Consider the following 24,169-nt stretch of genomic DNA (forward strand, 5'->3'; position numbering starts at 1 on the left):
CGCGTGAGCGCCCTTTTTCATGGCACTCTGCAAGCCCCGGCCCGCATGGCCTCATTGGTAAAAGAGTGTTGTCAATCCGGGCAAAACGGCAGACCGGCTGCGGCGGTTCACGTCAAGCAGGTTACACTTTGCCGATTCATGTCCAATAAGTAGATCGGCTTATAACCATGTCAGGTGAAACAACCCAGCGCAGCGGTTTCGATATGAAAAGCGCCCAGTTGCCGGTGGTTGCGTTCGCATTGCGTTCGGCCGACCTGGAGCAATTGGCCCAGGAGTTTGCCGAGCGTTTTGGCAGCGACTCCGCCTTTTTCGACCATGACCCGGTGCTGGTCGATCTGGCGCAACTGCGCGAGAGCGGGGAGGACATCGACTTTGCGGCGCTCGTGGCGTTGCTGCGCCAGTACCGCACCACGCCAGTGGCCGTGCGCGGCGGCAGCGAGGCGCAGATGGCCAGTGCCTACGCAGCAGGCCTCATCGCCGCGCCCGAAGCGCCGCCAGCGCGCAAGGCGGCGGAACCCGAGGTGCGCGAGGTCGAGGTCGAGGTGATCAAGGAAGTGCAGCTGCCGCCCAAGACCACCCTGCGGGTCGACAAACCCATGCGTTCGGGCCAGCAGGTCTATGCGTCGGGCAGCGATGTGATCGTCAACGCCATCGTCAGCTTTGGCGCCGAGGTGATTGCCGATGGCAACGTCCATGTCTACGGTCCGCTGCGGGGCCGGGCCGTGGCCGGCGCCCGTGGGGACAAGAGCGCGCGTATTTATTGCACCTGTTTCGAGCCGCAGCTCGTGTCGATTGCGGGCATCTACCGCACGGTCGAGTCGGATTGGCCCGCCGAGCTGTCGGGCAAGGCTGCCGTGGTGCGGCTTGAAGGTGAGAAACTGCTGATTGAACCGCTGTGACAGGCACCAAGGGACAGCCCGGACAGGGCTTTGGACATTTGAGGACGTAAAGGGATCGGATCGAAAGATGGCAAAAATCGTCGTTGTAACTTCCGGCAAGGGCGGAGTTGGAAAAACTACCACCAGTGCAAGCTTTGCGGCCGGATTGGCGCTGAGCGGCAACAAGACTGCGGTGATCGACTTTGACGTCGGCCTGCGCAATCTGGACCTGATCATGGGCTGCGAGCGCCGTGTGGTCTATGACCTGATCAATGTGATCCAGGGAGAGGCCAACCTCAACCAGGCGCTGATCAAGGACAAGCAATTGGAGAACCTCTACATTCTGGCCGCCTCGCAAACGCGCGACAAGGATGCGCTGACGCAGGACGGGGTCGAGAAGATCCTCAAGGACCTGGCGGCGATGGACTTTGACTACATCGTCTGCGACTCGCCCGCCGGTATCGAGAGCGGCGCGCTGATGGCGATGCACTTTGCCGACGAGGCACTGGTGGTCACCAACCCCGAGGTGTCGTCCGTGCGTGACTCGGACCGCATCCTGGGCATGCTCAGCTCCAAGACCAAGCGTGCCGTCGATGGCGGCGATCCTATCAAGGAACACCTGCTGATCACGCGTTACAACCCCAACCGGGTGCAGGACGGCCAGATGCTGTCGCTGGAAGACATCCAGGACATTCTGCGCATTCCGCTGATCGGTGTGATTCCCGAGTCGGAATCGGTGCTGCAGGCCTCCAACCAGGGCACCCCTGCGATCAATCTGAGCCAGACCGATGTGTCCGAAGCCTACAAGGATGTGGTGGCGCGCTTTTTGGGTGAAGACAAGCCGATGCGCTTTACCGATGCGCAGAAGCCTGGTTTCTTCAAACGTATTTTCGGGAGGTAAGTCTGATGTCCTTGCTGTCCCTGTTCTTGGGTGAAAAGAAGAAGACCGCGTCGGTCGCCAAGGAGCGGCTGCAGATTATCTTGGCGCGCGAGCGCACGGGCCGCAGCAATAACCAGCCCGACTATCTGCCGGCCCTGCAAAAGGAGCTGATGGCCGTCATTGCCAAGTACGTCTCCATCAATCCAGATGACGTCCGTGTAAACCTGGAACGACAGGACAATCTTGAAGTTCTAGAAGTCAAGATTGAGCTGCCAGACAAGTAAATTTCTAGGTCTGGGGTGCTTGTCCGTGGTGCATGTGTGCTGCGACGGATGCTGGTGACTTCGGGGCTTTGGCAGTTTTCGTTTTGGGGTGGCGATAGGGGCTCGCATGCGTTGTTGTGGCGCCTTGCCATACTGAATTGTGGGTTCTTGATTCTTGGGTGTTTGGGCGCTGTGACGGCGTCTAGCGGCTGAGGGGCGTTGACAGTTTTCGTTTGTTGGTGGCGATATGGGCCCGCATGCGTTGTTGTGGCGCCTTGCCATACCGAAGTATTGTCTGCGGCGCCACGCCTAGCCTGCGGGCCCATCTCGCCATTGGGGTGGGTGGTTCGGGCGCTCTGTGCGCTGCTGGGTTTCGTTGTTGAATACCGGAATTACCATCCTGGCATCTGGGTGCCGTTTTACTGCAGCGTTCTTGTCATTGCTTCCTCCAAAAACAAACGCGACCTTCGGGTCGCGTTTTCGTTGGGGGTAAGTCGGTGGATTTCTGGCGGTTCGTGGATAAGTGGCTGGTTTATCCACAAAACTGTGCACATGTCTGTGCTTTTCCCCTCAGTTATGCACTGGGTTCGGCCGTGTTGTCGTAGGCGTGGGCTTTCCAGTATTTGAAGGTACCTTGGGCGGTGGCCAGGATGCGGCGGTTGGCGTCGTAGATGTTGGCCTGGCAGGTGCACAGCGAGCGGCCCTGGTTGATGACCCAGCCTTCGGCAACCAGCGGGCCGCGGCCAGGGTAGATGAAGCGCGAGGACATCTCTACGGTGACGGCTGTGCTCGACGGTGCGCCGGGGGCGAGCACGGCGGCGCGCGACATCGCCACATCGAGCAGGGTCATCAGAATGCCGCCATGCGCGGCGGGCAGCTGGTTGCACAGCTCCTCGCGCAGGTCGGGCAGGTGCACGCGCACGATGCCGTCTTCAAAGTTCGGATCCTGGCGGGCGCCGATGAGGCGCAGAAACGGCACGCGGGTGTTGAGGTCCTCGATGCTCAGCTGCTGGCGGGGCGGGGTGGTGCTCATGCGGCGGCCTTGGCTTCGCGCACCATGTTGCGCGCAATGATGATCTGCTGGATCTGCGTCGTGCCCTCGTAGAGGCGGAACAGCCGCACATCGCGGTAGAAGCGCTCGATGCCGTACTCGGCCATATAGCCCGAGCCGCCGAGGATCTGCACTGCGCGGTCGGCCACGCGGCCGCACATCTCGGTGGCAAACATCTTGGCACTCGATGCCTCGGTCGAGACGTTCTGGCCCGCATCGCGGCGGCGTGCGGCGTCGATGGTCATGCACTCGGCGGCGTAGAGCTCGGCCTGGCTGTCGGCCAGCATCGCCTGCACCAGCTGGAAGTCGCAGATCGCCTGGCCAAACTGCTTGCGCTCCAGCGCGTACTGCAGCGCATCGCGCAGGATGCGTTTGGCGCAACCCACGGCCACGGCGGCAATGTGGATGCGGCCTTTTTCCAGCACCTTCATCGCGGTCTTGAAGCCCCGGCCTTCTTGCAGGCCGATCAGGTTGGCAGCGGGCACCTTCACGTTGTCAAAGATCACATCGCAGGTGTGGGCGCCGCGCTGGCCCATCTTCTTGTCGTACTTGCCAAAGCTGATGCCCGGGCTCTTGGCATCGACGATGAAGGAGGACACGCCGCCGGCGCCCTTGTCGGCCGGGTTGGTGCGTGCCATCAACGTGAACATGCCGGCATGGGGCGCATTGGTGATGAAGCGCTTGGTGCCGTTGACGATGTAGTGGTCGCCCTGCCTGACGGCGGTGGTGCGCAACGATGCGGCGTCCGAGCCGGCTTCGGGCTCGGTCAGCGCGAACGAGGCGATCACCTCGCCGGTGGCCAGGCGCGGCAGCCATTCGGCCTTCTGGGCATCGGTGCCATCCATCAGGATGCCTTGCGAGCCGATGCCCACCGTGGTGCCGATCACCGAGCGGAAGGCGGGCGAGGTCTGGCACAGCTCCAGCAGCACATGCACTTCCTCTTCCATCGTCAGCTCCAGGCCGCCGAATGCTTCCGGGATGGTCAGGCCGAACAGGCCCAGCTCGCGCATCTCCTGCACGATGGCTTCGGGGATCTCGTCGGTCTCGGCGACTTCGTTCTCGGCGGGCACCAGGCGCTCGCGCACAAAGCGGCGCACGCTGTCGAGCAGTGCGTCCAGGGTTTCTTGGTCTCGGATCATCGAATGTTCTCTCTCTTGAGGGCTTTTAGAGCGTTGCCGCCGTGCCCAAAATCGCCGTAGCCTGGCTCGACAGGGTGCCGCCATTGCCATGGGCCAGTGCCAGCTGGGCGCCCGCCACCTGGCGCTCGCCGCAGTGGCCGCGCAGCTGGCGCACCGCCTCGATCAGCGCAAAGATGCCGTACATGCCCGGGTGCACGCAGGACAGGCCACCGCCATTGGTGTTGACCGGCAGGCTGCCACCCGGCGCAATCGCACCGCTGGCGACAAAGGCACCGGCCTCGCCCTTGTTGACAAAGCCCAGGTCTTCCAGGAAGAGCAGGGTGTTGATGGTAAAGGCGTCGTAGAGCTCGACCACATCCATGTCTTGCGCCGTCAGGCCTGCCATCGCAAAGGCCTGCGCCCCCGACTGGCTCGCAGCGGTGACGGTGAGGTCGGGCATCGACGAGATCTGGCGGTTCCAGCAGGCCGTGGCATTGCCCAGCACATAGATGGGCGCGTTCGGGCCGCGCTGCGCGTCTTCTGCGCGGCTGAGCACAAAGGCGCCGCCGCCATCGGTCACCAGGCAGCAGTCGCGCACGGTGAAGGGATCGGCCACCATGCGGGCGCCCAGCACCTGCTCGATGGTCAGCGGGTCGCGCATGAAGGCCTCGGGGTTCTTCTGCGCCCATTGGCGGGCCGAGACGGCCACGGCCGCGAGCTGCTCGCGCGTGGTGCCGTACTGGTGCATGTGGCGCGCTGCGGCCATCGCATAGGCCGCCACCGGCATTGTGGGCTCGAAGGGGTGCTCAAAAGGCTGCGGGTCCATGAACTTGCGCGCAGCGGTGGACTCCTTGCGGCCAAAGGCGGCCGAGCGCTGGGCGCTGCCGTAGCAGACCAGCACATGCTTGCACTGGCCGGCCTCCAACGCCATGATCGACGGCAGCAGGTGGGCGATAAAGCTGGAGCCGCCCACCATGGTGCCGTTGATGTAGTTCGGGTTGATGCCCAGGTGCTCGATCACCGGCATCGGCCACATCGTGGCGTTGACGCTGCAGGTGGCCAGGCCGTCGATGTCCTGCATCGTCAGGCCCGCATCGGCGACGGCTGCATGGGCAGCGCGTGCGAGCAGCAGCATGTCGTCCGAGCCCGGGGCTTCGCCGCAGCCATAGGTGGCCACGCCGGTGATGGCGGCCTTGCCGCGCAGCGCGCGCAGGCCGCTGCTGGTATGTACTTGTGCCATGTCTTATCCCTCTTGTTATGCGGCTTTGAACACCACCAGGCCCTTGCCGTTGTGCTCGATCACCTCGGCCTGCACGGCCATGCCGATCTTCACATCGGCGGGCGCCATGCCTTCGACGCGGCTCATCATGCGCGGGCCTTCTGCCAGGTCCACCAGCGCGACGTTGTAGTCGCCACCGGCCTCGGCCTTGCGGCGGATCACCGTGGTCGAGTAGACCGTCCCTTTGCCGCTGGGTTGCTCCCAGGCCAGCGCATCGCTGCCGCAATGCGGGCACAGCTCACGGGGGTAGAAGATGGCCTGGGCGCAGGCCTTGCAGCGCTGAATCTGGAAGCTGCCCGTATCCAATGCAGCCTGGTACTGGCTTGACATCGAGGGTGTCATTGCGGAATCTTTCTGAGGAGATAGCGGATGGTCAAGCATGGCCCCATTGCCTGCTGCACGCAATTATTGGTTGCCGAAGAGGGGGTTTGGCCGCGCTTGACGAACTTGGGTGACAGCAGTTTGGTGTGGAAAACCATCAGGGTTTTCTAGGCTTTGGCACAGGCTAAGGTGCTGCTTCGCAAATGCAGAAACCAGGGGGCCAGAAATCTCTAGCATCGTCTGTCAAACGCTTTCTATAAAACCGGAGACAAGACCATGAAAATGACCGCGCTGGCTTTGGCGATGGCCGCATGCTGCACCACGGGCGCGCAAGCGCAGGGCATCTCTGACGACGTCGTCAAGATTGCCGTGCTCAGCGACATGTCCGGCCCCTATGCCGACACCGCAGGGCGCGGCTCGGTGGAAGCCGCCCGCATGGCGGTGGAGGACTTTGGCGGCAAGGTCGGGGGCAAGAAGATCGAGGTGGTGTTTGCCGACCACCAGGGCAAGGCCGACGTCGGTGCCAGCCGCGCACGCACCTGGTTCGATACCGACGGCGTGGACGTGGTGGTCGACCTGAACAACTCGGCCGTGGCGATGGCCGTCTACAACCTGGCCAAGGAGCGCAACAAGCTGGTGCTGACCTCGGGCGGCGCATCGGACGCGCTGACCAGCGAGGCCTGCATGCCCACCGGCATCCATTACACCTACGACACCTATGCGATGGCCAGCGGCGTGGCCCATGCGATGCTGGAAAAAGGCAAGAAGGACTGGTACATCATGGCGGTGGACTATGCGTTCGGCAAGGCTGGCGCCGAGACGGTGACCAATATCGTCACCAAGGGCGGCGGCAAGGTCGTGGGCCGCACCAACTTCCCGCTCAATGCCAGCGATTTCTCGTCCTTCGTGCTGCAGGCGCAGGAGTCCAAGGCCTCGGTGGTCACGTTGGTGAGCGCGGGCAATGACACCATCAATGCGATCAAGTCGGCCAAGCAGTTCGGCCTGATGCAAAAGCAGACGGTGGCGCCCCAGTTCATGTTCATCCAGGACGTGCATTCGCTGGGCCTCAAGACCGCGCAAGGCCTGACCTTTGCGACCGCCTTCTACTGGGACCGCACGCCCGAGACGCGCGCCTTCTCGCAGCGCTTTTTTGAGCGCATGGGCAAGAAGACCATGCCGTCGATGGTGCACGCCGGCACCTACTCGGCCGTCACCCAGTACCTGAAGGCCGTGGCCGCGATCAAGACCGACGACGGCCCCGCCGTCACCAAGTACCTCAAGTCCAACAAGATCGAGGATTTCTTCAGCCAGAACGGCCATGTGCGTGAGGACGGCCGCATGGTGCACGACCTCTACCTGGTGCAGGTCAAGTCGCCCGAGGAATCCAAAGGCCCTTGGGACTATTACAAGGTGCTGGCCACCATTCCGGGTGACCAGGCGTTCCGGCCCATGGCCGACGGCAAGTGTGGTTTCGTGAAGAAGTAACCACAGACTTATCCACAAGCCACGCGGTCTTCTTTTCAGAAAGACCGCGTTATGCATTCCAAACCCCTGGCAGGAGCCACCGATGTCCCAAGCTTATCCACAGTTGCAGCTGTTTATCAACGGCCAATGGCTGTCCGCCGACGGCCGCAAGAGCGAGCCCGTCATCAACCCGCTGGACGAGTCCACACTGGGCCAGCTGCCCCATGCCAGCCCAGCCGATCTGCAGGCCGCCCTGCAGGCCGCCAACGCCGCGTTTGAAGGCTGGAAGCGCACCTCACCGCTGGCCCGCTCGGACATTCTGCGCAAGGCCGCCAGCCTGATCCGCGAGCGTGCCGACCACATCGCCCGCTGCATGACCCTGGAGCAGGGCAAGCCCGTGCGCGAAGCCAGGCTGGAAGTGCTGGCCGCTGCCGACACCTACGACTGGTATGCCGAGGAGGGCCGCCGCAACTATGGCCGCCTGGTGCCGGGCAAGACCCCGACGCAGCGCATTGCCGTGCACCATGAACCGGTTGGCGTCTGCGCCGCGTTTGCGCCCTGGAACTTCCCCGCCATCACCCCGGCACGCAAGATTGCCGGCGCCCTGGCTGCGGGCTGCACCCTGGTGCTCAAGCCCGCCGAGGAAACCCCCGCCACCGCCCAGGAGCTGGTGCGCGTGCTGCACGATGCCGGCCTGCCCGCTGGCGTACTGAACATGGTGTTCGGCGTGCCGGCCGAGGTATCGGGCTACCTGCTCGACCAGCCCGAGGTGGCCAAGTTCTCGTTCACCGGCTCCACCGCCGTGGGCAAGATGCTGGCCTCGCATGCCGCCAAGAGCATGAAGCGCGCCACTCTGGAGTTGGGCGGCCATGCGCCGGTCATCGTCTGGAAGGATGCAGACATCGAGAAAGCCGCCGACGCCCTGGTCGCCGGCAAGTTCCGCAACGCCGGCCAGGTCTGCATCTCGCCCACACGCTTTTATGTGCACCGCGATGTGTTCGACCGCTTTGTGACTGCCTTTGTCGAGCGCACCAAGAAGCTCAAGGTCGGCAATGGCCTCGACGAAAGCAGCCAGATGGGCCCGCTGGCCAATCCGCGCCGCATCGAGGCGCTGACCCGCCTGATCGCCGATGCGCAAGACAAGGGCGCCACCCTGCACATCGGCGGCAAGCGCATGCCCGGCAAGGGCTTCTTTTGGGAGCCAACCGTCATCAGCAACCTGCCCGAAGATGCCGGTCTGATGAACGAGGAGCCCTTTGGCCCCGTCGCGCTGATCAATCCCATCGCCGACATGGACGAAGCGCTGCAACGCGCCAACCGCCTGCAATACGGCCTGGCCGCCTACGCCTTCACGCAGGACAGCGCCGTGCGCCAGCAACTCTCCAACGGCGTGCAAACCGGCATGCTGGGCATCAACACCTTGAACATCTCGATGGCCGAGGCGCCCTTTGGCGGCGTCAAGGAAAGCGGCTGGGGCTCGGAATGCGGTATTGAAGGGCTGCAGGCTTACTGCAATATCAAACTGGTGAGCGAGGACCAGTAAGACGGCTATTGCTACCGAGGCGCGTTGGTGGGTGGAGATTACCCAACGCGCTGGTATAGCGCGATGAAAACCGGCGACTGCTTGCGGTAGTCGCCGGCGGTTGAGAAACCCGTCAGGCTGTCTCCAGCTCTGGCGCAGGTTTTGTTTTGCTGGCTTTTTTGCGCGCTACGCCGGCCTTGGCCGCCGTCACCTTCGGCGGGGTGGGCTTGATCGCCACCGTGAAGCCCAGGCGCATCATGAAATCCAGCAGGGTGCCGACCGAAAACTTGGACAGCTTGCCCCGCACCAGATCGCTCACCCGTGGCTGGGCGACGCCCAGCGCCTTGGCCACGGCGGCCTGGGTCATGTCCGATTGTTGGATGTGCTCCCGCAGGGCCGTGAGCAGCTCACAGCGCAATTCGTAATCTCGGCGTTCTTCAGGTGTCTTCTCCAGAAGATCCGACACGCTGGAGAAGCTGACATGTTCGGTGATGGCATTCATAGGGCATCCTTTGCAATAGTCATGGCGCTGGCGGCTGCATCACGATGCAGTCTTGCCAGAGGCTGTCTTTCTGGCGGTTTTCTTCTGCAGCGCCTTCTCCTCCGATTTCAGCTGGAGCAGTTTTGCGAAGCGCTCCTTCGCCAGCTGGATATCTTTGTTGCTGGTCTTTTGCGTGGTCTTCTGGAATGCATGCAGCACCCAGACCGCATCCTCAAACTTGACGACGTAGATCACACGGTAGGCATTGCTGTCGTCTCGCAACCGAAGCTCAAAAGCACCTGCGCCAATGACCGCCATGGGCTTGAAATCATCGGGGTCTAGGCCCTGTTGAAGACGGTCGAGCTGGTAGCCGCCATCGTCCTGGATATCTGCGGGAAACTTGCGGTAGTCATTGACAACGGATTGCTCCCAAAACTGGAGTGGCTTTCGTGGTTTGAATTGCATTTCTTCCCTGCTTGAAAATTGCAATCCCTTGGGATTGCCAGGAGGCCTTGCGGCGCTTTTGCTTCATACACACTCCAGTTATAGGAATAATTTGCGTGCACATCGTCACGGCAGTGCATCCTTTAATTATACAACTACTTATATAAATTTGGCTGCTGGGTTGGTGCTGGATGCCGTGGTCATTTGCTGGTGGAAGCCTAGGCATCCCTTCAACCGAAACGCCACTGGAACCAAAATGCCGTATTGCATTCAGATGGTGCACCATGAATGTGGAGGATCGGTAACCACATCACTTCTTGTTGATTGAAAAAGCATTTATGAGCGCAAGTTTGCAGATCGGGCCGTTTTCGCTGCCCTGGGGTTTGGTCATTTTGATGCTGGCATGGCTGCTGGCCGATGTGCTGCTGGCGCGCTGGGCGCGGCAGCGGGGACTGTCCACGACGCCACATGCCTGGCTGCTGCCGCTGTTGGCGCTGGTCGCAGCGCGGCTGGGCTTTGTGGCGCGTTATGCCGATGACTACCTGGCGCAGCCACTGTCGCTGTTCAATGTGCGCGATGGGGGCTGGGAGCCCTGGGCGGCGCTGGCGGTGACGGTTGTTTACGTTTGGTGGCTGTGGCTGCGCAAGAAGGCGGTGGTTCAGCCGCTGGCGGGTGCGGCGGCGCTGTTTGCGGTGCTGTGGCTGGGCGGCAATGCGCTGGTCCATCACTTCTCCTCCAGCGCCAAGGCCTTGCCGCAGCTGTCGCTGGTGGCGCTGGATGCCCAAACCCATGCGCTCGACCAGTTCAAGGGCAAGCCCGTGGTGATCAACCTCTGGGCCAGCTGGTGCACCCCTTGCGTACGCGAGATGCCGGCGCTGCTGGAGGCGCAAAAGCGCTACCCGCAGGCGCAGTTTCTGTGGGTGAACCAGCAGGAAGCACCCGAGGTGGTGCTCAAGGCCGCACGCGGCTTTGGCCTGCCCGATGGCCAGGTGCTGCTGGACCCGCGCAACAGCATGGGCGAGGTGGCAGGCAGCCGTGCGCTGCCCACCACCCTGTTCTATGACGCGAACGGCCAGCTGCAGGGCCAGAGGGTGGGCGAGCTGTCGGGAGCCAGCCTGAACGACTTCATGCAGAAGATCGTGCCGGCCGCAGGCAGCTAGGCCAGGGGGGCGGCGGTGTTTCGGGGCACACACAGCCGCTTGTGCGGCTGGCTGTGCTGTGAACCACCTGCTCCTTAAAGTGTCTGCTCGGCCTCCAGCCGGACCTGCAGCTCGCGCTTCATCACCTTGCCATTGGCATTCACCGGCAGCTCATCGATGGCGATGATGCGTGCCGGCCGCTTGTAGGGTGCCAGGTGTTCGCGCAGGTGCGCCTGCAACGCATCCAGGTCCGGTGGATGGCGGGCATCCTGCACGACAAAGGCGACCACGGCCTCGTTGCCATCGGCCTCCTTCTGGCCCACGACGGCGGCGCGCTGGATGCCGGGAAAGCTGCCCAGCGCATGCTCGACCTCGCTGGGGTAGACGTTGAAGCCCGAGCGGATGATCATCTCCTTGAGGCGGCCAACGACGAACAGCGCACCATCGGCATGCAGCTCGCCCAGGTCGCCAGTGGCATACCAGCCGCCGTCGCGCAAGGCGGCGGCCGTGGCCTCGGGGTCGCGGAAGTAGCCGGGCATCAAGCCCGTGCCGCGCACCCAGATCTCGCCCCGCTCGCCGGTCGGCAGCGGCCGGCCGCTGTGCGGATCGACGATCTGCAGCTCCGCGCCGTCGATGCAGTAGCCCGCGCTGGTGTCGCTGCGGGCTTCGTCGATGCGCGTCAGGTGCAGCGAGCCAGCGTATTCGCTCATCGCATAGCCATGGTGCAGGGTCTGGCCAAACAGCGCCTCCACCTTGGTTTTCAGCGCCAGATCCAGCGGGCCGGCGCCGGTGTAGAGGTAGCGCAGATGCGGTGCCGCCGGTTGGCGGATGCCATGCTGCTCGCAGTACTGCAGCAGGCGCGCAAATAAGGTGGGTGGGCCCTGCAACTGGGTGATGCCATGGTGGGCCAGCGCGTCCAGCAGGTCAGCAGGCTCGAACTGGCTGCGCATCTCCAGCGCGGCGCCGGCCGACAGCGAGGCCAGCAGCACGGTGCCCAGACCGAAGATATGGGTCATAGGCACAAAGGCATAGACCTTGTCAGCAGGCCCCAGCCGGCGCGACTGGGCCGAGACCCGGGCAAAGTGCGCCACACCGCGCTGGCTCATCAGCACGCCCTTGGGGGTGCCGGTGGTGCCGGAGGTGAAGATGATGGCAGCGACGGGATTGCCATCCGGCTCGGGCTCGGCGCGCGCATCGGCACGCACGGCCGTGTGGGCCAGGCCCGGAACGCAAGAGGGGCTGGTGCCATAGCGCTCGGCGTGCGCTGCGGCGGCCTTGGAGACGCGGTCGGTGAAGTACACCACCCGCGCGTCGGCCTTGTCGGCAAAGCCGCGCACCTCGCCGGGCGCCATGCGGGCATTGACGCCGCAGGCCCAGGCGCCCACGCGGCTGCAGGCCAGCAGCAGCGCGGCATGCTCGGGGCAGTTCTCGGCGACCACCAGCACGCGGTCGCCGCTGCGCACCTGCAGCGCGCGCAGCTCCGCCTCCAGCGCGTCGACCAGGCGGCCCAGGTCGGCATAGCTCAGGGTGCGGTCAGGCAGGTAGATAAAGGGCCGGTCCGGGGCCTCCTGCAGCCAGCGGTCCAGAAACTGGTGAATGCGAAATTCCATCTTGGGTCCTGTCAGTCCACCACAATGCCCTGGGTCACGGTGGACCACATCTGGCGTTCCTTCGCGGCGCGCTCGACGAGGGTCTGGGGGCTGCCCGTCCATTCGTCGTAGCCCAGCTCCTTGTACTTGGCCTTCAGCTCGGGCTGGGCCAGCGCGGCATTGATGGCCTTGTTCAGGCGCATCTGCAGCTCGGGCGCCATGCCCTTGGGACCGTAGACGGCATACCAGCCGCCCACATCAAAGCCCTTGAGGCCGTCGATGCCGCTTTCGGCGAAGGTCGGCACATCGGGCAGCGCCGGGTTGCGCTGGGGCGAGGTGACAGCGATCGGGGTCACCTTCTTGCTGTGGATGTAGGTGCCCGCCGTGCTGATGATGTCCATCATCATGTTGATCTGGCCGCCCATCACATCGGTCATCGCCGGTGCATTGCCCCGGTAGGGCACATGGTTCAGCTCGATGCCGCTGCGCTTGGCAAACAGCAAGGTGCCCAGGTGGTTGGAGCCGCCCACGCCGGCCGAGGCATAGCTGAGCTTGCCGGGGTTGGCCTTGGCATAGTCCACCAGCGCCTTCGTAGTCTTGAAGGGCTCGTTGTTGTTCGCCACCAGCACGTTGTAGTAGCTCAGCACCGGTGCGATCGGGGTCAGGTCCTTGGCCGGGTCGAACTGCATCTTGCGCATCACATTGGGGCTGATGGTGATCGTGGGGCTGGCGGCAAACCACAGGGTCAGGCCATCGGGGTTGGCACGCGAGGTTTCGTTGCCCGCCAGGGTGGCGTTGGCACCGGTCTTGTTGTCGACCACGACGGTGCTGCCCAGCTCCTTGGACAGCGCGATGGACAGCAGGCGTGCGCCCTGGTCCACAGGGCCGCCTGCCGAGTAGCCGACGATGAGGCGCACCGGTGCGCCTGAACCCAGGCCCCCCTGGGCATGGACAGAGGCGCAGAGGCTGAGGGCGGCGGCGGCCGTGGCAGCCAGCAGGCGGCGGCGGTGGATGAGGGTCATGTCTTGTCTCCTGGTTTTTGTAAGCGGTGGGGAGGGCGGGCGCTCAGTAGCGCTCGAACACGGCGGCAATGCCCTGGCCGCCGCCGATGCACATGGTCTCCAGGCCATAACGGCCCTTGCGGCGTTCCAGCTCATGCAGCAAGGTGGCCAGGATGCGCACGCCGGTGGCACCAATCGGGTGGCCCAGCGAGATGCCCGAGCCGTTCACATTCAGGCGCTCGGCATCGTTCCATTCCAGGCCCTGCAGGACAGCAAGCACCTGGCAGGCAAAGGCCTCGTTGATCTCGACCAGGTCCATGTCGTTCATCGTCAGGCCCAGCTTGCCCAGCAGCTTCTTGACGGCCGGCACCGGGCCAATGCCCATGCGCGAGGGCTCGCAGCCGGCGGCGGCCCAGCCCACCAGGCTGGCCATCGGCGTCAGGCCCAGCTCCTGGAGCTTGTCTTCGGCCACGATCAGGCAGGCGGCCGAGGCATCGTTTTGCTGGCTGGCATTGCCGGCGCTGACGGTGCCGCCCTTCATCAACGCGCGCAGCTTGCCCAGCGAATCCATCGTGGCATCGGCGCGGAAGCCTTCGTCGCGGCTGAACAGGGTCGTCTCGCCCTTTTTCTGCGGCACGCTGACGGGCACCACCTCGGCATCAAAGCGGCCGGCCTGCCAGGCGGCGGCAGCGCGCTGGTGACTGCGCAGCGCAAAGGCATCGGCCTCTTCGCGGCTGATGCCATAGTCACGCGCCAGGTTCTCGGCGGTCTCGATCATGCCGGAGATGACGCCAAAGCGCTCCACCGGTTGCGAGCGCTCGCGGCCCCGGTCCAGGCGGTCATACATGGTGACGCTGCCGGCCCGCTTGCCCCAGCGCATATCGGTCGTGTAGTACTCGATATTGCTCATGCTCTCCACACCGCCGGCGATCACCACATCGGCGGCGCCGCTTTGCACCATCATGCAGGCGGTAACCACGGCCTGCAGGCCGCCACCGCAGCGGCGGTCCAGCTGCATTCCGGGGACCTCTACCGGCAGGCCGGCCTGCAGCGCGGCCCAGCGGCCCACGCAAGGCGTTTCGCTGCTGGCATAGGACTGGGCAAACACCACATCGTCGATGCGGCTGGGGTCGATGCCGCTGCGCTCGACCACGGCACGCACAGTGGTGGCGGCCAGGTCCTCGACCGAGACGGGGCGCAGGCTGCCTCCGTAGGTGCCCACCGGGGTTCGCAAAGGGGTGACGATGGCGGCTTTACGCATGGCTTTCTCTCCAGAAAAAAAGGGGTCAATTCAGGTGCTGGCGCGCTTGGGCCGCCAGCAGGTCTCGGTGTTCAGGTGCGGCAATGGCCAGCATCGCGCGCAGGCGCTGGCCCAGGCTTAGGCCGCGCAGGTCGGCAATGCCGTGCTCGGTGACGATCAGGCCGGCATCGGCGCGCGGCGTGGAGACCGGGCCGGAAAGCTGCGCGACGATGCGCGACTGGCCCCGGGCGGTGGAGGGCAGCGCGACAATCGGCAGGCCGCCATCGCAGGCGGCAGCGGCACGCAGGAAATCCATCGCGCCACCGACGGCGCCCAGGTATTGGCCTGCCACCACCTCGGCATTGATCTGGCCCGTCAGGTCCACCTCGATCGCCGAGTTGATCGCGGTGAGCCGGTGGGTCCGGCCCAGCACCTCGGCGTTGTGGGTGTAGTCGGTACCGGCAATGCGCAGCGCTGGGTTGTTATGCGCCCAGCGCCGCGTGCGGGCACTGCCCATCAGCAGGCCGGTGACGCTGGTGCCCGCATCGATGCCTTTGCGTGCATTGGTGATGACGCCAGCCTCGACCAGGTCGGCCACGCGGTCGCCGATGGTGCCGCTGTGCACGCCCAGGTCGCGGTGGCCTTGCAGCGCCTGCAGCACCGCATCGGGCAGGTTGCCAATGCCCAGCTGCAAGGTGGCGCCATCTTCCACGCGGCTGGCGATCAGCTGCGCAATCGCCTCTTCAGCGGGGCCAATCTTGCCGGCGGGAACATCAACAACAGCCTGGTCGCTCTGCACCCAGGCATCCACATCGGCCGGGCGCAGGCTGGCGCCCGCCACCCAGGGCACATCGGCGTTCACCTCGGCGATCACGCAGCGCGCATGGCGCATGGCAGTGACCAAATAGTCATGGGCCAGGCCCAGGCTGCAGTCGCCATCGGCATTGGGCGGTGATACCTGGACGAACACCACATCGACGGCAATGCGGCGGCTGGCGATCAGCTGCGGAATCTGCGAGTAATGGCAGGGAATCGGATCGAGCACACCGGCCATGCCCAGGGCGCGGTGCGCGCCACCGGCGGCATAGCCGCGCATATCGATGGCATCGGCATGCGCGGGCTGCAGGGTGTTGGCGCCACCGATGCCCAGAAAGACGCTGGTGCGCGCAAAGCGCTGGCGCTGGGCCACATAGGCCTGGATCAGCGACAGCGGCTCGGCAGCGGACTGGCCCCAGACGATGCTGTCGCCAGCGCGGATGAACTGCGCCAGGTCCAGATCCGCCAGCGCCATCTGCCGGCCTTGGGCCATGCTCATGGCTGTGCGGGGGCCAGGCTGGCATTGCCATGGCTGAGCACGACAATGCCGCGCTCGACCACCAGCGCGCGGAACTGCAGCGCATCGCCTGCCTGCCAGACCTCGGTGCGCAAGGTCTCGCCCGGAAACACCGGCGACGAAAAGCGTGCATGCATGCTGCGCAGCAGGCTGGCATCGCCATTGCAGGCCGTCATCACCAGCGCATGACAGACCATGCCGTAGGTGGCCAGGCCATGCAGGATGGGCTTGTCAAAGCCTGCCGCCTGCGCCACTTGGGGGTCGGCATGCAAGGGGTTGTAGTCGCCCATCAGGCGGTAGAGCAGTGCCGCCTCGGGGCGGATGGTGTGGGTATAGGTCCAGCGCGGTGCCGTGTCGGGCGTGGGCGCCAGTGCCGGCAGCGAGGCATCGCTGGGCTGGCCGCCCAGCGCTTCGCTGTAGCCGCCATCGCCCCGGCAGAACGTGACCTGCTCCAGCGTGGCGTACAAGGTGCCGTCTTCGCCCTCCAGGCTGCGCTCGCTGACCACAATCGCGCCCTTGCCCGCGCCCTTGTCGATCACCCGCGTGACCTTGGTCTTGCCCACCACCTTGGCCCCTACCGGCAGCGGCTGGTGGATGGTGGTGCGCTGCTCGCCATGCACCAGCTTGACCCAGTCAATCCCCGTATCCGCCTCCTTGGCCCAGAAGCCGGGATAGCCCAGCACCGAGCTCATCGTCGGCAGCGCCTGCAACGGCTGCGCCATGCCCTCGTAGACCAGCGGCAGATTGCGGGTATCGAGCGGATCATTGCCCACCCCCAGACTGAGCGCATACAGCATCGTGTCGCGCTGCGAATAATCCTGGTGCACCGGCGCAAACGGCCGGGCCTTGAGTTGCTGGTAGTTGATCGTCATGGTCGTTGTCTCTGGGGTTGTTGTGGTGCGGCGTAGTGCACTGCTTGTTGGGTGTTTTGCGAGGCCACCGGGGGACCTCCTTGAAACGGTCAGAGCACACCCATCGAGCTTCGTTGTTCGAGAATCAACATGCCCACTGTGCACTGCGCGTAAAAAACTGGCGCTACCGTACTAACTGGCACCGACGAAGGGCCGCTCCCGCCCGGAGGGTGCCGTCCCCCTTCCCACGCGAAGCGTGAGAGAAGGGGGAAGCCGCGCAGCGGCTCAGGGGGATGCCTCTTAAACCGGATCCCAACTAAACACCTCCCCCGACCGCTCCATCGGCACAAACGAAGATTTCAGTGCCGGCATCGCATGCGAGGCAATGTCCTCGGGGGTCCAGCCTTCGCCCTGGTGCACCGAGCGCAGCGGGCGCGGCTGGCTCATCAGGAAGATCTCGTTATTGCGCACCGCAAACACCTGGGCGTTCACATCCCTGGCCTGCTCGCTGAGCAGGTAGACGGCCAGTGGCGCAATCTTGTTGGGGGTCATCTGCTTGAGCTTGTCGACCCGGGCCTGCTGCTCGGGCGTGTCGGTCGGGATGGAGCCGATCATGCGGCTCCAGGCAAACGGCGAGATGCAGTTGCTGCGCACATGGAACTTGGCCATGTCCAGCGCAATGCTCTTGGACAGCGCGACGATGCCCAGCTTGGCGGCCGAGTAGTTGGCCTGGCCAAAGTTGCCTATCAGGCCGGAGGTGCTGGTCATGTGGACCATGGCGCCGCTTTCCTGCTCCTTGAAGTGGTTGGCCGCAGCGCGTGCCACGTAGTAGCTGCCGTAGAGGTGGACCTTGATGACGGCGTCCCACTCATCGACGCTCATCTTGTGGAAGAAGCGGTCGCGCAGGATGCCGGCGTTGTTGACGATGCCGTCGAGCTTGCCAAAGCTGTCGAGCGCGCACTGCACAATCTTGGCGGCGGCATTGGCGTCCGAGACGCTGTCGGTATTGGCGACGGCTTCACCGCCGGCGGCCTTGATCTCGTTGACGACCTTTTGCGCGGGGCCGTCGTCATGGCCTTCACCGGTGGTGGAGGTGCCGATGTCGTTGACGACGACCTTGGCGCCTTCCTTGGCCATGGCCAGTGCCATATCACGGCCGATGCCACCGCCAGAACCGGTGACGATAACGACTTTGCCTTCGAGCATGGTGGACATGTCTGTTTTTCCTTGGATCTGTGTGTAGATGAATACCACCAGCATGCCGTCCATGAAGCGCATTGCCAATTCGCAAATACGTAGGCAGGGCTTTGGCAAACTGAAACGGCTGGCTCACTAATGCGCGTTAACCCGCTGTCTTCACCGCTGCCAAAGGAGAGGTTCCAATCTCTGCGATTGCGCTGGCGAGCGCAGCCTGCGACAGTGCCACCATGTCGCACACCCCTGAACCTTCTGCCGCCTCGCTCTCTGCCGAGCAGGTCGCCCATTTGCAAAGCTGGATCAACAAGACCGAGACCACGCAGGACCTGGTGGCCCGCACGGCCGTAACCGGTCTGTCGGCCACCTTGGACCGCGATGACCTCCCGGCCCAGGACGGCGACAGCCTGCCGCCGCTGTGGCACTGGATGAACTTTGTGCCGATGGCGCGGCAAAGCCTGCTGGGGCCCGATGGCCACCCGGCGCGTGGCGGCTTTCTGCCGCCGGTGCCGCTGCCCCGGCGCATGTGGGCCGGTGGCCGCCTGCAGTGGCAGGCGGACAACCCGCTGCGCATTGGCGAGCGCGTGGAGCGCGTCTCGCGCATCGCCTCGGTGGACCACAAGGTCGGCCGCTCGGGCGAGCTGCTGTTTGTGCTGGTGCAGCACAGCTACAGCAATGCAGACGGCCTGGCGCTGACCGAGGAGCATGACATCGTCTACCGCGCCGCCGCCCAGCCCAGCGACCCGGTGCCCCAGCCCACGGCCGCCGAGACGCAGGCCGCCTGGAAGCGCGAGATCAACGCCGACCCGGTGATGCTGTTCCGCTATTCGGCGCTCACCTTCAACGGCCACCGCATCCACTACGACCGCAGCTATGTCACGCAGGAAGAGGGCTATCCCGGCCTGATCGTGCATGGCCCGCTGATTGCGACCTTGCTGGTCGATCTGCTGCGCCGCAATGCCCCCGATGCGGTGCTGACCGACTTCTCGTTCAAGGCCATCCGCCCGACCTTTGATCTGAATCCTTTCACCGTGCTGGGCCAGCCCCAGGACGATGGCAAGACCATCAAGCTCTGGGCGCATGACCACGAGGGCTGGCTCACGATGCAGGCCACCGCCAAGATCCGCTGAGCGCCGCAGACCACCACGCTTTTCCCAACACCGGGGGGTGGCGCATGCGCTGTCAGCGCCGCCAGCCCCAACGCCCGACCCAGAACCATGATTGAAACCACCGGCTCCAACAACTTCCCCGAAATCCGCGATGCCATCCGCGCGCTCTGCGCCGAGTTCCCCGACGAGTATTTCCGCAAGGTCGATGAGGCCCGTGCCTACCCCGAGACCTTTGTCGACGCGCTGACCAAGGCCGGCTGGCTGGCAGCGCTGATTCCGCAGGAATACGGCGGCTCCGGCCTGGGCCTGACCGAGGCCTCGGTCATCATGGAAGAGATCAACCGCTGCGGCGGCAACTCCGGCGCCTGCCACGGCCAGATGTACAACATGGGCACCTTGCTGCGCCATGGCTCGGCCGCGCAGAAGGAAAAGTACCTGCCCAAGATCGCCAGCGGCGAATGGCGCCTGCAATCGATGGGTGTGACCGAGCCCACCACCGGCACCGACACCACCAAGATCAAGACCACGGCCGTGAAGAAAGGCGACAAGTACGTCATCAACGGCCAGAAGGTCTGGATCAGCCGCATCCAGCACAGCGATTTCATGATCCTGCTGGCGCGCACCACGCCGCTGGCCGAGGTCAAGAAAAAGAGCGAAGGCATGTCGATCTTCATGGTCGACCTGCGTGAGGCCGAGAAAAAAGGCCTGACCGTGCGCCCCATCCTGAACATGGTGAACCACGAGACCAATGAGCTGTTCTTCGAGAACCTGGAGATCCCCGAGGAGAACCTGATCGGCGAAGAGGGCAAGGGCTTCAAGTACATCCTCGACGGCCTCAACGCCGAGCGCACCCTGATCGCAGCCGAGTGCATTGGCGACGGCTACTGGTTCCTGGACCGCGTGACCAACTATGTGCGCGACCGCGAAGTGTTTGGCCGCCCGATTGGCCAGAACCAGGGCGTGCAGTTCCCGATTGCCGATGCTTTCATCGAGGTGGAAGCAGCCAACCTGATGCGCTGGAAAGCCTGCGAGCTGTTTGACAAGCACGAGCCCATGGGTGCCCAGGCCAATATGGCCAAGTACCTGGCGGCCAAGGCGAGCTGGGAGGCGGCCAACGCCTGCCTGCAGTTCCACGGCGGCTTTGGCTTTGCCTGCGAATACGACGTGGAGCGCAAGTTCCGTGAGACGCGCCTGTACCAGGTGGCACCGATCTCGACGAACCTGATCTATTCCTACGTGGCCGAGCACATCCTGGGCCTGCCGCGCTCGTTCTGATGGCGCCGCGCAGCGAGAAAAACAGACAACCGGAGACTTCATGACCAGACCATTGGACGGCATCACCGTCGTATCGCTGGAGCACGCCGTGGCGGCGCCTTTTTGCGCACGCCAGCTGGCCGATCTGGGGGCGCGCGTCATCAAGGTGGAGCGGCCGGGCAGCGGCGATTTTGCGCGCGGCTATGACAGCCGCGTGCGCGGCCAGTCCTCGCATTTCACCTGGCTCAACCGCAACAAGGAAAGCCTCGCGCTGGACCTGAAGGACCCTGCATCCCTGGAGGCGCTCAAGCAGCTGCTGGGTACGGCCGATGTGCTGCTGCAGAACCTGGCGCCGGGCGCTGCGGCGCGCATGGGCCTGTCGTACGAGGCCCTGCACGCCGCCTTTCCGCGCCTCATCGTCTGCGACATCAGCGGCTATGGCGACAACGGCCCCTACCGCGACAAGAAAGCCTATGACCTGCTGATCCAGAGCGAGGCGGGCTTTCTGTCGGTGACCGGCACGCCCGAGACGCCGAGCAAATCGGGCATCTCGGTGGCCGATATTGCGGCGGGCATGTATGCCTACACCAATATCCTCTCGGCCCTGTTGCTGCGCGGCAAGACGGGCGAGGGCAGCCATATCGATGTGTCCATGCTCGAAGCGCTGGGCGAGTGGATGGGCTACCCGATGTACTACGCGTTTGAAGGCGCTGCGCCGCCACCGCGCACGGGCGCCTCGCATGCCAGCATCTACCCCTATGGCCCCTTTGTGGCCGGCGATGGCGGCACGGTGATGCTGGGCCTGCAAAACGAGCGCGAGTGGAAGGTCTTCTGCGACCAGGTGCTGCTGGCACCGGCGCTGGCCACCGATGCGCGCTTTGACAGCAATGCCAAGCGCAATGCCAACCGTGCCGAGCTGCAGGCCGAGATCCTGCGCATCTTTGGCTCGCTCAATGCCAGCGATGTGGTGCAGCGCCTGGACGAGGCCGGCATTGCCAACGCCCATGTCAACGACATGGCGGGCCTGTGGGCGCACCCGCAGCTGCTGGCACGCCAGCGCTTTGCGCCGGTGGACACGCCGGTGGGCGCAGTGCCCGCGCTGCTGCCGCCCGGCCGCAACAACCAGTACGACTACCGCATGGACGCGGTGCCTGCGGTGGGCGAGCACACGGCCGCCATCCTCGACGCGCTGCAGCTGCCGGCCGATGCGCTGGCAGCGGTGCGCAAGGCCTCCGGCCTTTGATGCTTTCTGTTGGAGAAAAAAGAACATGACCACAGCAACCACCTCCCCCACGCCAGCGGCCCAGCTGGCCCGCTTTGCAGCCGAGCTGCAGTACAGCGACATTCCCGAGTCCGTGCTGCAGAAAACCGAAGACCTCTGGGTTGACTGGTTTGGCTCGGTGGTGGCCGGCCACAATGCCCGCCCCGTGGCCAGCATCACCCGCTTTGCGCTGGGCCAGGGTCCGGCCCAGGGCCCGGCCGAGGTGATCGGCCCCGAGGGCCGCAGCAGCAGCCCCTACCTGGCGGCGATGGCCAATGCCGCCGCCTCGCATGTGGCCGAGCAGGACGATGTGCACAACGGCTCGGTGTTCCACCCGGCGGCCGTCGTCTTCCCCCCGGCCGTGGCCGTGGCGCAGGCGCTGGGCAAGTCCGGCAAGGAGCTGCTGACCGCCTGCATCGCCGGCTATGAAGTGGGCATCCGTGTGGGCGAGTTTCTGGGCCGCTCGCACTACAAGATCTTCCACACCACCGGCACAGCCGGCACCTTGGCCGCAGCGGCTGCTGTGGGCCATCTGCTGGGCCTCAATGCACAGCAAATGCTGCATGCCTTTGGCTCGGCCGGCACGCAGTCTGCGGGCCTGTGGGAGTTTTTGCGCACCGCTGCCGACAGCAAGCAGCTGCACACCGCGCATGCAGCAGGCGCCGGCCTGATGGCCGCCTACCTGGCCAACGATGGTTTCACCGGCGCGGCCGATATCTTCTGCGGCGCGCAGGGCATGGCCGCCGGCATGTCCAGCGACAGCGATCCGGCCCGCCTGGTCGATGGCCTGGGCACGCGCTGGGCCACGCCGGAGACCTCGTTCAAATGGCATGCCTCCTGCCGCCACACGCACCCGGCCGCCGATGCGCTGCTGCAGGTGGTACGCGCGCACCAGCTCAAGGTGTCCGACATTGCTGAAGTGGTGACCCATGTGCACCAGGCGGCGATCGATGTGCTGGGCCCGGTCGTGGACCCGAGCACGGTGCACCAGAGCAAGTTTTCGATGGGCACGGTGCTGGCGCTGGCCGCGCGCTTTGGCTTTGCCGGCCTCAATGAGTTCGACAACGAGTTCCGCGCCGAGGACACGATGGCGTTGCGCGACAAGGTGCGCATGGTGCTGGACCCCGAGGTGGACAGCGCCTACCCGCAGCGCTGGATTGGCAAGGTGACCGTGACCACCACCGATGGCCGCGTGCTGGAGGGCCGGGTGGACGAGCCCAAGGGCGACCCAGGCAACACACTGAGCCGCGAGGAGCTGACCGACAAGGCACTGCGCCTGGGCGAATTCAGCCGTGCGGTGCCCGCCGCGCAGATGCAGCAATCGGTGCAGAAACTGTGGCAAGTACGGGAATGGACCAGGGTCGAAAAGCTGTTGCTGGCCGTATAAAGAATGCAGCAGCGCCGACGCTGGGCGGCTGCGATGCGGGGGGCCCGACCCGGCCCCCTCCCCCTACCGGGATGGGCAATGTACCCCTCCCAAGACCAGGAGACAAAAATGCGCTTTCGCTTGTTGACCCCGGCAGCCGCTGCCGCCGTGTTGGCCTGTGCCGGCCTGGGCCTGCACCTCAACGCCCAGGCAGAGGACTGGCCGACCAAACCGGTGGTGATGGTGGTGCCCTACTCGGCCGGTGGCCCTACCGATGTGGTGGCGCGCATGCTGGCCATTCCGATGGGCAAATCGCTGGGCCAGACCGTGGTGGTGGAAAACACCGTGGGCGCAGGCGGCACCATTGCACCGGCGCGCGTGGCCCGCGCCAAGAACGATGGCTACACCATCCTGATCCACCACATGGGCATGGCTACGGCGCCGTCGCTCTACAAGAAGCTGCCCTATGACCCGCTGAAGGATTTCGAGTACATCGGCCAGGTGCTCGATGTGCCGATGACCCTGCTGTCGCGCAAGGACTTTCCGGCCAACAACTTCCAGGAGCTGATGGCCTATGTGAAGGCCAACCAGGACAAGGTGTCGCTGGCCAATGCCGGCATTGGCGCGGTCTCGCAGCTGTGCGGCATGCTGTTTGCGTACCAGGCGGGCGTCAAGCTGACGACGGTGCCCTACAAGGGCGCCGGCCCGGCGATGAATGATTTGATGGGCGGCCAGGTCGATCTGCTGTGCGACCAGACCACGCAGACCGCACCAGTCATCAAGGACGGCAACAGGGTCAAGGTCTTTGGCGTGACCACGCCCCAGCGCCTGACCGCCATGCCGCAGATCCCGACGCTCGACGAGCAGGGCCTCAAGGGCTTTGACGTCAAGGTCTGGCACGGCATGTATGCGCCCAAGGGCACGCCAGCCGAGGTGATCAACAAGATCAACGCCGCCCTGAATGTGGCCTTGAAGGACCCTGTGGTGGTGCAGCGCATTGCCGACCTGAGCAGCGAGCTGGTGACCCCGGACCGCGCCACGCCGCAGAGCTTGAAGGCCTTGCTGGAATCGGAAGTGAAGCGCTGGAATACGGTGATCAAGGCAGCCGGCGTGACAGCCGAGTAAGCCTGG

At 64.6% G+C, this 24,169-nt stretch carries 23 protein-coding genes; 11 read left to right on the plus strand and 12 right to left on the minus strand.

Features of this window, described 5'->3' with window-relative positions; translation table 11 throughout:
* Positions 1-167 precede the first annotated feature (167 nt).
* The 3 genes from minC to minE all read left to right on the plus strand — a co-directional run bounded on the left by minC (position 168) and on the right by minE (position 2,042).
* Positions 168-899, plus strand: coding sequence for a septum site-determining protein MinC (minC, locus tag AB7A72_RS16515; RefSeq protein WP_239810104.1), 732 nt, complete (start codon positions 168-170; stop codon positions 897-899).
* Positions 900-966: 67 nt separating this feature from the next.
* The gene (minD, locus tag AB7A72_RS16520; protein WP_239810105.1) at positions 967-1,779 is read left to right on the plus strand and encodes a septum site-determining protein MinD; all 813 of its coding nucleotides are present in this window, start codon (positions 967-969) and stop codon (positions 1,777-1,779) included.
* A gap of 5 nt (positions 1,780-1,784) precedes the next feature.
* The gene (minE, locus tag AB7A72_RS16525) at positions 1,785-2,042 is read left to right on the plus strand and encodes a cell division topological specificity factor MinE (protein ID WP_021027472.1); all 258 of its coding nucleotides are present in this window, start codon (positions 1,785-1,787) and stop codon (positions 2,040-2,042) included.
* 553 nt (positions 2,043-2,595) lie between these two features.
* On the opposite strand, the gene AB7A72_RS16530 is transcribed toward minE, so the two are convergent.
* Genes AB7A72_RS16530 through AB7A72_RS16545 form a run of 4 tightly spaced genes read right to left on the minus strand, consistent with a single transcriptional unit; the run spans position 2,596 to position 5,811 of the window.
* Entirely contained in the window at positions 2,596-3,054 is a 459-nt protein-coding gene (locus AB7A72_RS16530) for a PaaI family thioesterase (protein ID WP_021027471.1), read from the minus strand.
* Positions 3,051-4,211, minus strand: a complete 1,161-nt coding sequence (locus tag AB7A72_RS16535) for an acyl-CoA dehydrogenase family protein (RefSeq protein WP_239810107.1) — start codon at positions 4,209-4,211, stop codon at positions 3,051-3,053. Before AB7A72_RS16535 ends, AB7A72_RS16530 begins: the two co-directional genes overlap by 4 nt.
* A 25-nt stretch (positions 4,212-4,236) precedes the next feature.
* A complete protein-coding gene (locus tag AB7A72_RS16540) occupies positions 4,237-5,430 on the minus strand; it encodes a thiolase (protein ID WP_312834810.1) in 1,194 nt (397 codons plus the stop codon).
* Positions 5,431-5,445: 15 nt separating this feature from the next.
* Positions 5,446-5,811 (minus strand): Zn-ribbon domain-containing OB-fold protein, encoded by a 366-nt coding sequence (locus AB7A72_RS16545; protein WP_133856704.1) that lies wholly within the window; start codon positions 5,809-5,811, stop codon positions 5,446-5,448.
* Positions 5,812-6,066: 255 nt separating this feature from the next.
* Between AB7A72_RS16545 and AB7A72_RS16550 the strand changes: the two genes are divergently transcribed.
* Positions 6,067-7,275, plus strand: coding sequence for an ABC transporter substrate-binding protein (locus AB7A72_RS16550; RefSeq protein ID WP_369460611.1), 1,209 nt, complete (start codon positions 6,067-6,069; stop codon positions 7,273-7,275).
* Between the two features lie 82 nt (positions 7,276-7,357).
* The gene (locus AB7A72_RS16555) at positions 7,358-8,797 is read left to right on the plus strand and encodes an NAD-dependent succinate-semialdehyde dehydrogenase (protein ID WP_369460612.1); all 1,440 of its coding nucleotides are present in this window, start codon (positions 7,358-7,360) and stop codon (positions 8,795-8,797) included.
* 112 nt (positions 8,798-8,909) lie between these two features.
* Here the strand turns inward: AB7A72_RS16555 and AB7A72_RS16560 are convergent, their stop codons facing one another.
* Positions 8,910-9,278 carry a helix-turn-helix domain-containing protein gene (locus AB7A72_RS16560; protein WP_312526229.1) on the minus strand — a complete coding sequence of 123 codons (369 nt, stop codon included), beginning with the start codon at positions 9,276-9,278 and terminating at the stop codon, positions 8,910-8,912.
* Positions 9,279-9,317: 39 nt separating this feature from the next.
* Positions 9,318-9,722 (minus strand): type II toxin-antitoxin system RelE/ParE family toxin, encoded by a 405-nt coding sequence (locus AB7A72_RS16565; RefSeq protein ID WP_312526226.1) that lies wholly within the window; start codon positions 9,720-9,722, stop codon positions 9,318-9,320.
* A 317-nt stretch (positions 9,723-10,039) separates the two neighbouring features.
* Between AB7A72_RS16565 and AB7A72_RS16570 the strand changes: the two genes are divergently transcribed.
* Positions 10,040-10,861 carry a TlpA disulfide reductase family protein gene (locus AB7A72_RS16570; protein ID WP_312834806.1) on the plus strand — a complete coding sequence of 274 codons (822 nt, stop codon included), beginning with the start codon at positions 10,040-10,042 and terminating at the stop codon, positions 10,859-10,861.
* 74 nt (positions 10,862-10,935) lie between these two features.
* On the opposite strand, the gene AB7A72_RS16575 is transcribed toward AB7A72_RS16570, so the two are convergent.
* From AB7A72_RS16575 to AB7A72_RS16600, 6 genes are all read right to left on the minus strand, one after another.
* The gene (locus AB7A72_RS16575) at positions 10,936-12,450 is read right to left on the minus strand and encodes a class I adenylate-forming enzyme family protein (RefSeq protein ID WP_369460613.1); all 1,515 of its coding nucleotides are present in this window, start codon (positions 12,448-12,450) and stop codon (positions 10,936-10,938) included.
* 11 nt (positions 12,451-12,461) lie between these two features.
* Positions 12,462-13,451: a Bug family tripartite tricarboxylate transporter substrate binding protein gene (locus AB7A72_RS16580; protein ID WP_239810113.1), complete on the minus strand. Its 990-nt coding sequence runs from the start codon at positions 13,449-13,451 to the stop codon at positions 12,462-12,464.
* A gap of 43 nt (positions 13,452-13,494) precedes the next feature.
* Positions 13,495-14,691: an acetyl-CoA C-acetyltransferase gene (locus tag AB7A72_RS16585; protein WP_312462493.1), complete on the minus strand. Its 1,197-nt coding sequence runs from the start codon at positions 14,689-14,691 to the stop codon at positions 13,495-13,497.
* A gap of 25 nt (positions 14,692-14,716) precedes the next feature.
* On the minus strand, positions 14,717-15,985 hold the full coding sequence (locus tag AB7A72_RS16590; RefSeq protein WP_407064992.1) for an acetyl-CoA hydrolase/transferase family protein: 1,269 nt from the start codon (positions 15,983-15,985) through the stop codon (positions 14,717-14,719).
* The gene (locus tag AB7A72_RS16595; RefSeq protein WP_312414313.1) at positions 15,982-16,875 is read right to left on the minus strand and encodes a MaoC/PaaZ C-terminal domain-containing protein; all 894 of its coding nucleotides are present in this window, start codon (positions 16,873-16,875) and stop codon (positions 15,982-15,984) included. The genes AB7A72_RS16590 and AB7A72_RS16595 overlap by 4 nt, the downstream gene beginning before the upstream one ends.
* Positions 16,876-17,154: 279 nt before the next feature.
* A complete protein-coding gene (locus tag AB7A72_RS16600; RefSeq protein ID WP_312462522.1) occupies positions 17,155-18,060 on the minus strand; it encodes an SDR family NAD(P)-dependent oxidoreductase in 906 nt (301 codons plus the stop codon).
* A 221-nt stretch (positions 18,061-18,281) separates the two neighbouring features.
* On the opposite strand from AB7A72_RS16600, the gene AB7A72_RS16605 reads away from it, so the two are divergent.
* From AB7A72_RS16605 to AB7A72_RS16625, 5 genes are all read left to right on the plus strand, one after another.
* Positions 18,282-19,178 carry an FAS1-like dehydratase domain-containing protein gene (locus tag AB7A72_RS16605; RefSeq protein WP_369460614.1) on the plus strand — a complete coding sequence of 299 codons (897 nt, stop codon included), beginning with the start codon at positions 18,282-18,284 and terminating at the stop codon, positions 19,176-19,178.
* Positions 19,179-19,265: 87 nt separating this feature from the next.
* Positions 19,266-20,432 carry an acyl-CoA dehydrogenase family protein gene (locus AB7A72_RS16610; protein WP_369460615.1) on the plus strand — a complete coding sequence of 389 codons (1,167 nt, stop codon included), beginning with the start codon at positions 19,266-19,268 and terminating at the stop codon, positions 20,430-20,432.
* A 40-nt stretch (positions 20,433-20,472) separates the two neighbouring features.
* Positions 20,473-21,654 (plus strand): CaiB/BaiF CoA transferase family protein, encoded by a 1,182-nt coding sequence (locus tag AB7A72_RS16615; RefSeq protein ID WP_369460616.1) that lies wholly within the window; start codon positions 20,473-20,475, stop codon positions 21,652-21,654.
* A 25-nt stretch (positions 21,655-21,679) separates the two neighbouring features.
* Positions 21,680-23,059: an MmgE/PrpD family protein gene (locus tag AB7A72_RS16620; protein ID WP_312462498.1), complete on the plus strand. Its 1,380-nt coding sequence runs from the start codon at positions 21,680-21,682 to the stop codon at positions 23,057-23,059.
* A gap of 108 nt (positions 23,060-23,167) precedes the next feature.
* On the plus strand, positions 23,168-24,163 hold the full coding sequence (locus AB7A72_RS16625; RefSeq protein WP_369460617.1) for a tripartite tricarboxylate transporter substrate-binding protein: 996 nt from the start codon (positions 23,168-23,170) through the stop codon (positions 24,161-24,163).
* Positions 24,164-24,169: the final 6 nt, after the last annotated feature.

The sequence above is a fragment of the Comamonas sediminis genome, assembly GCF_041107495.1.
Taxonomy (GTDB): domain Bacteria; phylum Pseudomonadota; class Gammaproteobacteria; order Burkholderiales; family Burkholderiaceae_C; genus Comamonas; species Comamonas sediminis.